Source organism: Actinotalea sp. C106 (genome assembly GCF_023630195.1).
Classification (GTDB): Bacteria; Actinomycetota; Actinomycetes; order Actinomycetales; family Cellulomonadaceae; genus Actinotalea.
The window spans coordinates 1-8,944 of the sequence record NZ_JALPKN010000128.1; the positions used below are offsets into that span (position 1 = coordinate 1).

At 73.6% G+C, this 8,944-nt stretch carries 8 protein-coding genes and 1 tRNA gene; 7 read left to right on the forward strand and 2 right to left on the reverse strand.

Annotated features, from left to right (window positions below):
• The first annotated feature begins 268 nt into the window (after positions 1 to 268).
• The gene (locus L0B03_RS09995; RefSeq protein WP_250445653.1) at positions 269 to 466 is read left to right on the forward strand and encodes a hypothetical protein; all 198 of its coding nucleotides are present in this window, start codon (positions 269 to 271) and stop codon (positions 464 to 466) included.
• 62 nt (positions 467 to 528) lie between these two features.
• On the opposite strand, the gene L0B03_RS10000 is transcribed toward L0B03_RS09995, so the two are convergent.
• Both L0B03_RS10000 and L0B03_RS10005 read right to left on the reverse strand, forming a co-directional pair.
• Positions 529 to 601 (reverse strand) — tRNA-Arg (locus L0B03_RS10000).
• A gap of 48 nt (positions 602 to 649) precedes the next feature.
• Positions 650 to 1,336: a FadR/GntR family transcriptional regulator gene (locus L0B03_RS10005; RefSeq protein WP_250445654.1), complete on the reverse strand. Its 687-nt coding sequence runs from the start codon at positions 1,334 to 1,336 to the stop codon at positions 650 to 652.
• Between the two features lie 87 nt (positions 1,337 to 1,423).
• On the opposite strand from L0B03_RS10005, the gene L0B03_RS10010 reads away from it, so the two are divergent.
• The 6 genes from L0B03_RS10010 to L0B03_RS10035 all read left to right on the forward strand — a co-directional run.
• Positions 1,424 to 2,683 (forward strand): MFS transporter, encoded by a 1,260-nt coding sequence (locus L0B03_RS10010; protein ID WP_250445655.1) that lies wholly within the window; start codon positions 1,424 to 1,426, stop codon positions 2,681 to 2,683.
• 83 nt (positions 2,684 to 2,766) lie between these two features.
• Positions 2,767 to 4,446, forward strand: a complete 1,680-nt coding sequence (argS, locus tag L0B03_RS10015; protein ID WP_250445656.1) for an arginine--tRNA ligase — start codon at positions 2,767 to 2,769, stop codon at positions 4,444 to 4,446.
• Positions 4,447 to 4,529: 83 nt separating this feature from the next.
• Positions 4,530 to 5,846: a diaminopimelate decarboxylase gene (gene lysA / locus L0B03_RS10020; protein WP_250445660.1), complete on the forward strand. Its 1,317-nt coding sequence runs from the start codon at positions 4,530 to 4,532 to the stop codon at positions 5,844 to 5,846.
• A gap of 121 nt (positions 5,847 to 5,967) precedes the next feature.
• Positions 5,968 to 7,260 carry a homoserine dehydrogenase gene (locus L0B03_RS10025; RefSeq protein WP_250445657.1) on the forward strand — a complete coding sequence of 431 codons (1,293 nt, stop codon included), beginning with the start codon at positions 5,968 to 5,970 and terminating at the stop codon, positions 7,258 to 7,260.
• Entirely contained in the window at positions 7,261 to 8,331 is a 1,071-nt protein-coding gene (gene thrC, locus L0B03_RS10030) for a threonine synthase (RefSeq protein ID WP_250445658.1), read from the forward strand. It abuts the gene before it with no gap.
• A 17-nt stretch (positions 8,332 to 8,348) separates the two neighbouring features.
• On the forward strand, positions 8,349 to 8,944 hold a 596-nt coding region (locus L0B03_RS10035), incomplete at its 3' end, for a homoserine kinase (protein WP_250445659.1).

An 8,944-nucleotide genomic window follows, 5' to 3' on the forward strand; every position in this document is an offset into this window, starting at 1 on the left:
CGGGAGGCTCGGCGTCGTCGCGAGGCGGCTCGCCGACGGGTCCGAGGCCTGGCGCGCCGCGATGCCGCCCGGGACGGCAGGGCTCGCCGTCGTCGAGAGGCGGCTGGTCGCGTGGACGGGGGACGCCGTGGTGGGGCTGGGGACCGCCGGGTGACGTCGTCCAACGCCTTGTTGGACGAATCGAGCGTGACGTGGGCGAGCGTGGGCACGGTGTCCGCGAGCCCACCGCGCCGACAGTGGCGCGCACTCCTCCGCGATCCGCCGGCTCATGGCTGCCCTCGTCTACGACGACGCGTCCAAGATGAAGGCGGGCCAGTCCCGGGTACTCCTGGCGTCCATGGACGACGAGACCAAGTACGGCCCTGAGGTCCACCGCCTGGGCTTCGGGGAAGCCGTCGGCAAGGGCCTGCTGACCGACTACAAGGTCCCTGGTCGGCGGTGGACCGTTCGCCCCGTATGGCCCTGACCTGCACGGATGCGGGAACGACGAAGCCCCGGCCACCATCGGTGGACCGGGGCTGTGCAGGGTGCCCGCGGCAGGAATCGAACCTGCGGCCTTCTGCTCCGGAGGCAGACGCTCTATCCCCTGAGCTACGCGGGCGGGGCGGTGCAGAACACTACCAGCCCTCGCTGGTCGGGGACGACGCGCTCACCCCGCCTGCTCCTCGGCCGCGAGGTCCACCTGGTCGGTGCCGATGAGGTCGGACAGGTAGTCGTCGATCTCGGCCATGGCCGAGACCGCGTCCGCCGCGGCGATCGCCTCGACCAGGGCGTCATGGGAGTCGTCGTCGTGCACGGGGTGCTCGAAGTTGAAGCGGATGTTCTCGCCGATCGCGTCCTGGAGGTTCTCGTAGAGCGCGAGCAGGACGGGGTTGTGCGCGGCCTGGGCGATGGTGCGGTGCAGCGCGAGGTCGGCGGTCACCATCGCGTCCAGCTCGCCGCTCGCGTAGGCCGAGGCGCGGGTGTCCCGCAGCCTGCGCAGCTCGGTGACCTGCTCGGGGGTGCGGCGCTGGGCGGCCAGTCGGGCGGCCTCGACCTCGAGGCTGCGGCGGACCTCGAGGACGTCACGCTGGTGCGCCCCGGCGATCTGGCGGCCCATCGCGTTGCCCAGCTCGGAGTTCGACAGCACGTAGGTGCCCGAGCCCTGCCGTCGCTCGAGCATCCCGGCATGGACCAGGGACTGGACAGCCTCCCGGACGGTGTTGCGACCGACGCCGATGAGCTCGGTCAGCTCTGGCTCGGCGGGGATGCGGGTGCCGACCTCCCACGCACCCGAGGTGATCTGCTGACGCAGGCGGCCGACGGCGAGGTCGATCAGGTTGGTACGGCGGGTCATCCCAGCTCCGGGTGTGAGGGTGAGAGGCAGTCAACACCGAGGGAGCCCCTCGGCGCATCTCTCGCGGGATGGAGGATGATGATCTCGATGCCAGCCCTACCGTCCGCGCCCGCGCCCTGGCGCGGACGGATCCTCGTGCTGCTGGGCATCCTTCTCGTCGCCCTGAACCTGCGGATCGCGGTGGCGTCGGTCTCACCGATCCTCGACGTCGTGCGACGGGACGTCGCACTGACCGCCGCGGAGGCAGGCCTCCTCGGCACCGTCCCGGTGGTGTCCTTCGCGCTGTTCGGCTCCCTGGCCCCGCTCGTGGCGCGCAGGATCGGGCTCGAGCCCAGCCTGGTGGTCGCGATGCTGCTCTCGGCCACGGGCGAGGTCGTGCGGTCGACGACCGAGACCTCGGCCGGGTTCCTGGGCTGGTCGGTGATCGCCCTGGCCGGCATGGGGATGGGCAACGTCCTCCTCCCGCCGACGGTCAAGCGCTACTTCCCGGACCGGATCGGGCCCGTCACGGCGCTGTACTCGGTCAGCATGTCGATCAGCACGGCGACGCCGCCGCTGCTTGCCGTGCCGCTCGCGGCCTCGCTGGGCTGGCGGGTCTCGCTCGGCTCGTGGGCCGTCGTCGCCCTCCTCGCGACCGTGCCGTGGGTGGTCGTCGTGCTGCGGTCGGTGCGCGCCCGGGGGGCGCTGCGGCAGATCCTGCTCCGCGCCCCGCAGGACACACCTGCCCTGACCTCGCGCCACCGGGGTGCTGGGCGGGTCTGGCGCAGCCCGCTCGCGTGGGCCCTCGCGGTGACCTTCGGCATGAACTCGCTCAACACCTACGTGCTCCTCGCGTGGCTGCCGCAGATGCTCGTGGACGTCGGGCTGGGGAGCGAGGTCGGCGGTCTGTGGCTCGCCCTCTTCGCGATCCTCGGGCTGCCGGCCTCGCTCGTGGCCCCGATGCTCGCGGTCCGCGTGCGCAACCCGTTCGTCGTCGTCGCGGTGTTCGCCTCGTGCTTCGTCGTGGGCTACCTGGGGCTGTGGCTCGCCCCGCTCGCCGCCCTGCCGGTCTGGATGGTGCTGCTGGGCCTGGGGCCGGGCACCTTCCCGCTGCTGCTCGCCCTGATCAACCTGCGCACCCGCACCTCGGCGGGGGCCTCGTCCCTCTCGGGGTTCGCGCAGGGGGTCGGGTATGCGCTCTCGGCCGCGGGTCCGGTGCTCGCGGGGGTGCTCTACGAGGCGACCGGCGGGTGGGCGGCGACCTTCGCCATGCTCCTGGCCACGGTGGGGGTGCTGGTCGTCGCGGGCGCGGTGACCTGCCGCCCGGTGATGCTCGAGGACACCTGGCTCCCGCGCACCCGAGGCTGACTCGGAGGCCGCCGTGCCCCTGCGCAGGGAGCAGGCGCAGGGGCACGGCGCAGGGGCCGGGCGGGGCTCGGTACCCTGGCACGGTGACCCCTGCTGAGCTCTCCGCGGCGCTGCGCGCCCTGCTGACCGACGCCGTCGACGACGGCACGCTCCCGCTCTCCCCGGCAGACCTGCCGGCCACGGTCACCGTCGAGCGACCCCGGTCCCGCGAGCACGGGGACTGGGCGACCAACGTCGCGATGCAGCTCGGCAAGAAGGCGGGGATGTCCCCCCGCGCCCTGGCCGAGCTCCTCCAGGCGCGGCTGCTCGCCCTGCCCGGGGTGAGCGCCGTCGAGGTCGCCGGGCCGGGCTTCCTCAACATCACGCTGGACGCCGCTGCCGCGGGCGAGCTCGCCCGCACCGTGGTCGAGGCAGGGACCGCCTTCGGGCGCAACGAGACCCTTGCCGGGGAGCGGATCAACCTCGAGTTCGTCTCGGCCAACCCCACCGGGCCCATCCACATCGGCGGGGTCCGCTGGGCCGCCGTCGGTGACTCCCTCGCGCGGATGCTCGAGGCCTCGGGAGCCCAGGTCACCCGGGAGTACTACTTCAACGACCACGGCGCCCAGATCGACAGGTTCGCCCGGTCGCTGCTCGCCAGGGCCCGGGGCGAGAAGGCCCCCGAGGACGGCTACGGCGGGCAGTACATCAGCGAGATCGCCGAGGAGGTCACCGAACGCCGACGTGCCGAGGGGCTGCCCGCGCCGCTCACCCTGCCGCAGGACGAGGCCCAGGAGGTGTTCCGCGCGGTCGGCGTCGACCTGATGTTCACCGAGATCAAGGAGCGGCTGCACCAGTTCGGCGTCGACTTCGACGTCTACTTCCACGAGGACTCCCTGCATGCCTCGGGCGCGGTCGAGAAGGCCGTGGCGCGTCTGCGCGAGCTCGGCCACATCTTCGAGGCCGAGGGTGCGACCTGGCTGCGGACCACGGCCTTCGGGGACGACAAGGACCGCGTGATCATCAAGTCCGACGGCGATGCGGCGTACATCGCGGGGGACCTCGCCTACTACCTGGACAAGCGCGAGCGAGGCTTCGACCGGGTCATCATCATGCTCGGGGCCGACCACCACGGCTACATCGGTCGGATGATGGCCATGTGCGCGGCCTTCGGCGACACCCCGCACGTCAACCTTGAGATCCTCATCGGTCAGATGGTCAACCTGGTGCGCGAGGGGCAGCCGGTCCGGATGTCCAAGCGTGCGGGGACCGTGGTGACCATCGACGACCTGGTCGACGCGGTCGGCGTGGACGCAGCGCGCTACTCCCTGGCCCGGTCCTCGACCGACTCGATGATCGACCTGGACCTCGACCTGCTGACCCGGGCCAGCAACGAGAACCCCGTCTTCTACGTCCAGTACGCGCATGCCCGGACCGTCAGCGTGGGGCGCAACGCCGGGGACCTCGGGGTGAGCCGCGCGGACGGGTTCGACCCGGCCCTGCTGGACCACACGACCGAGTCGACGCTGCTCGCGGCCCTGGGGGAGTTCGGCCGGGTGGTGGCTCAGGCCGCCGAGCTGCGCGAGCCGCACCGCGTGGCCCGGTACCTCGAGGAGCTCGCTGGCGCGTACCACAAGTGGTATGACCAGCGCCGGGTCACCCCCTTCGGGGACGAGCAGGTCACCGACACCCACCGCACGCGGCTCTGGCTCAACGACGCGACCCGTCAGGTGCTGGCCAACGGCCTCGGGCTGCTCGGGGTGAGCGCCCCGGAGCGGATGTGAGCACGACGGAGACCGGTTCGACCGCGCGCTCGGCACGCCCCGTGCCGCCCGTCCTCGACCCGGCGCTCTGGCCGAGCACCGCCCTGCTCGACGAGGCCGGGGTGGTCGCCCTCGGCGGCGTGCCCGTGACCGACCTGGTCGCCGAGCACGGCTCACCGCTCTACGTGCTTGACGAGGCCGACCTGCGGGCCCGGGCCCGCGCCTACCGGGAGGCCTTCGCGGTGGCCTTCGCGGACATCGGGGCCGAGGTCGACGTCTACTACGCGGGCAAGGCCTTCTTGAGCGTCGCGGTCGCGCGGTGGATGCACGAGGAGGGGCTGCGGATCGACACCGCGACGGGCGGGGAGCTCGCCGTGGCCCTGCGCGCAGGAGTCCCCGGCGCGGAGATCGGCCTGCACGGGAACAACAAGTCCGACGAGGAGCTCGATCGCGCCCTGGCAGCCGGCGTGGGCCGGATCGTCCTGGACTCCCTCGAGGAGGTCGCGCGGGTGGCTGCGGCGGCCCGCACCCGCCGGGTGCGCGCCCCGATCATGGTGCGGGTCACCACCGGGGTGCACGCGGGGGGCCACGAGTACATCTCGACCGCCCACGAGGACCAGAAGTTCGGGCTCTCGATCGCCGGCGGGCAGGCCCAGCAGGCCCTGCTGGCGGTCCTGGAGCACCCCGAGCTCGAGCTCGTCGGCATCCACTCGCACATCGGCAGCCAGATCCTCGACCCCGCAGGCTTCGAGGAGGCTGCGCGACGCATCCTCGAGCTCCGCGCGACCCTCGCGGCCACGACCGGGCACCTCGTGCCCGAGGTCGACCTGGGCGGCGGCTACGGCATCGCCTACCTGCCTGGCGAGGTCCCGATCGACCCCGAGCAGGTCGCGCGGGACGTGGCGCGGACGGTCGCGGCGGTCTGCGAGGCCCAGGGCACACCCGTGCCGCGGATCTCCATCGAGCCGGGCCGCGCGGTCGTCGGACCGGCGGGGGTCACGGTCTACACGGTCGGGACGGTCAAGCCGGTGACCTTCGTCGGCGAGGACGAGGCGCCCGGCACGCGGACCTACGTCTCGGTCGACGGGGGCATGAGCGACAACCTGCGGCCGGCCCTCTACGGGGCCAGGTACCACGCCGTGCTCGCCTCGCGCGGGTCTGCCGCGGCCGCGGTCACCGCCCGGGTGGTCGGCAAGCACTGCGAGAGCGGCGACGTCGTCGTGCACGACGTCGAGCTCCCGGCCGACATCACGCGGGGGGACCTGCTCGCCGTCCCCGCGACCGGGGCGTACGGGCGCTCGATGGCCTCGAACTACAACATGGTGCCCCGCCCGCCGGTGGTGGCCGTGCGGGACGGCGTCGCACGGGTCCTCGTGCGTCGGGAGACCGAGGACGACCTGCTCGCCCTCGACCTCGGCTGACCGCTCTCCCTGGTGCGGCCGACCGCATGCTGACACCGGGCCCCGCCCCGGACGTCCGGCCGTATCCTGGGGCGGCCCTGCCGGGTGCGGCAGGCGCGGGACGACGGAAGGCGGAGGTCACGTGGCAACCAGAGGACCGGTGCGGGTGGCGGTGCTCGGCTGCGGCGTGGTCGGGACCGAGGTGGTCAGGCTGCTCGTGCAGCAGGCCGAGGACCTCGCAGCCCGCGTGGGCGCCCCCCTCGAGCTCGTCGGCGTCGCGGTGCGAGACACCGGCAGGCCGCGCGGCGCGGCCGTCGACCCCGAGCTGCTCACCACCGACGCCGAGGGCCTCGTGGACCGTGCCGACGTCGTGGTCGAGGTCATAGGCGGGGTCGAGTCGGCCCGGGCGCTGATCCTCCGGGCCGTCGAGCGCGGCGCGGCCGTGGTCACGGCCAACAAGGAGCTGCTCGGCAAGGACGGCCCGACCCTCTACGCAGCCGCCGACGCCGCCGGGACCGACCTGTACTTCGAGGCCGCGGTCGCCGGGGCCATCCCGATCGTGCGTCCCGTGCGCGAGTCCCTGGCGGGGGACAGGATCACCCGGGTGCTCGGCATCGTCAACGGCACCACCAACTACGTGCTCGACCAGATGGCGACCAGCGGCCAGGCCCTCGAGGAGGCGGTCCGCCAGGCCCAGGAGCTGGGCTTCGCCGAGGCCGACCCCACGGCCGACGTCGAGGGCTACGACGCCGCGGCCAAGGCAGCCATCCTCGCCTCCCTGGCCTTCCACACCCGTGTGAGCGCCGCGGACGTGCACCGCGAGGGGATCATGAACCTCACGGCGGACGACGTCGCGCGGGCGGCGACCACGGGCCACGTGCTCAAGCTGCTCGCCATCGCCGAGCGGAGCGGGGACGGCGTGGTCGTGCGTGTCCACCCCGCGCTGCTGCCGCAGTGGCACCCCCTCGCCAGCGTGCGCGGGTCCTTCAACGCCGTCTTCGTCGAGGCCGAGGCCGCGGGCGAGCTCATGTTCTACGGGCGCGGGGCAGGGGGGACGCCCACGGCCAGCGCTGTCCTGGGTGACGTCGTCACGGTCGCGCGCAACAAGGTCATCGGGGGCAAGGGGCCCATCGAGTCCCGCTACGCCGAGCTGCCGGTGCGCGGGGTCGCCGAGGCGGTCACCCGGTACCAGGTCGAGCTGCGGGTGCAGGACCTGCCCGGGGTGCTCGCCCAGGTGTGGCAGGTCGTGGCCGACCACGGTGTCTCGATCGAGACCGTGCGTCAGTCCCGGGCCGAGGTCTACGGGGACCATGCCGACCTGCTCGTGGTCACCCACGCGGCGACCGACGAGGCGCTCTCGGCCACGGTCGCGGACCTCCAGGACCTCCCGGTCGTCGTCAAGATCCTGTCCGTGCTCCGAGTCGAGGGGGTCTAGGTGGCTCACCAGTGGCGCGGCGTCATCGCCGAGTACGCCGACCGTCTGCCCGCCCACGTCCAGGAGCGGGTCATCACGCTGGGGGAGGGCGGGACCCCGCTCGTCGACGCGTGGTACCTCTCGGAGCGGACCGGTGCGCACGTCCGGCTCAAGGTCGAGGGCATGAACCCCACCGGGTCCTTCAAGGACCGCGGCATGACCACGGCCATCTCGGCGGCGGCCGGGCGAGGGGCCCAGGCGGTGGTGTGCGCCTCGACGGGCAACACCTCGGCCTCGGCGGCCGCCTACGCGACCGCGGCGGGCATGACCTGCGCGGTCCTCGTGCCCGACGGCAAGATCGCGATGGGCAAGCTGAGCCAGGCCGTGGCCCACGGGGCGCGCCTGCTCCAGGTCGACGGCAACTTCGACGACTGCCTGATCGCGGCCCGCAAGCTCGCCGAGGCCTACCCGGTCGAGCTGGTGAACTCGGTGAACCCCGACCGCATCCAGGGTCAGAAGACCGGCGCCTTCGAGGTGGTCGACTCCCTCGGCGACGCCCCCGACGTGCACGTGCTGCCGGTGGGCAACGCGGGCAACATCACGGCCTACTGGGCCGGGTACACCGAGTACGCCGCGAGCGGCCCCGCCAGCCGGACGCCGGCGATGTGGGGCTTCCAGGCTGCCGGCGCCGCCCCGATCGTCCTGGGTCACCCGGTCACCGAGCCCGAGACGGTCGCGACCGCCATCAGGATCGGCAACCCGGCGTCCTGGGACCAGGCCGTCGCGGCCCGTGACGGTTCGGGCGGTCTGATCGAGTCCGTGACGGACGAGGAGATCCTCGACGCGCACCGGGTGCTCGCGGCGCGGTGCGGGGTCTTCGTCGAGCCGGCCTCGGCGGCCGGTGTGGCAGGCCTGCTCCGCCTGGCCGACGAGGGCCGGGTCCCGGCCGGTGCGCAGATCGTCGTGACGGTGACCGGGCACGGTCTCAAGGACCCCCAGTGGGCCCTGCGGACCGCCGACGGCTCGGAGGTCGAGCCGGTCCGGGTCCCGGCCGAGGCGATGGCGATCGCCAGCGCCCTCGAGCTCGCCTGAGCCCGGGGGAGGCGACCATGCGGCTGGGCAGCGACCACGTGCGGGTCCGGGTGCCGGCGACGAGCGCCAACCTCGGGCCGGGCTTCGACGCCCTCGGGCTGGCCCTGGGGCACCACGACGAGATCGAGGTCCGGGCCCTGGGCAGCCCCGAGGTCACGGTCGAGGTGCGTGGCGAGGGTGGGGCCGACCTGCCGAGCGGGGAGGACCACCTCGTCGTCCGCGCGATCCGCGCAGCCCTCGACCACGTGGGGGCCCCGCAGACCGGGCTGCACCTGCGGTGCGTCAACGCGATCCCGCACGGGCGCGGCATGGGCTCCTCGGCCGCGGCGGTCGTCGCCGGGATCCTCGTCGCCCGCATGATGATCGCCGACCCGGGGGCCCTGGACGACGCCGAGGTGCTGCGGCTCGCGACCGCCTTCGAGGGGCACCCCGACAACGCCGCGCCGGCCCTGCTGGGGGGCGCCACCATCGCCTGGGAGACCCCGTCCGGCCCTCGCGCGACGGTGCTGCCGGTGCATCCCGACGTCGAACCCGTCGTCCTGGTGCCCTCCGTGCGGTGCGCGACCCGCACGGCCCGCGGGGTGCTGCCGCCCACGGTGCCGCACCGGGACGC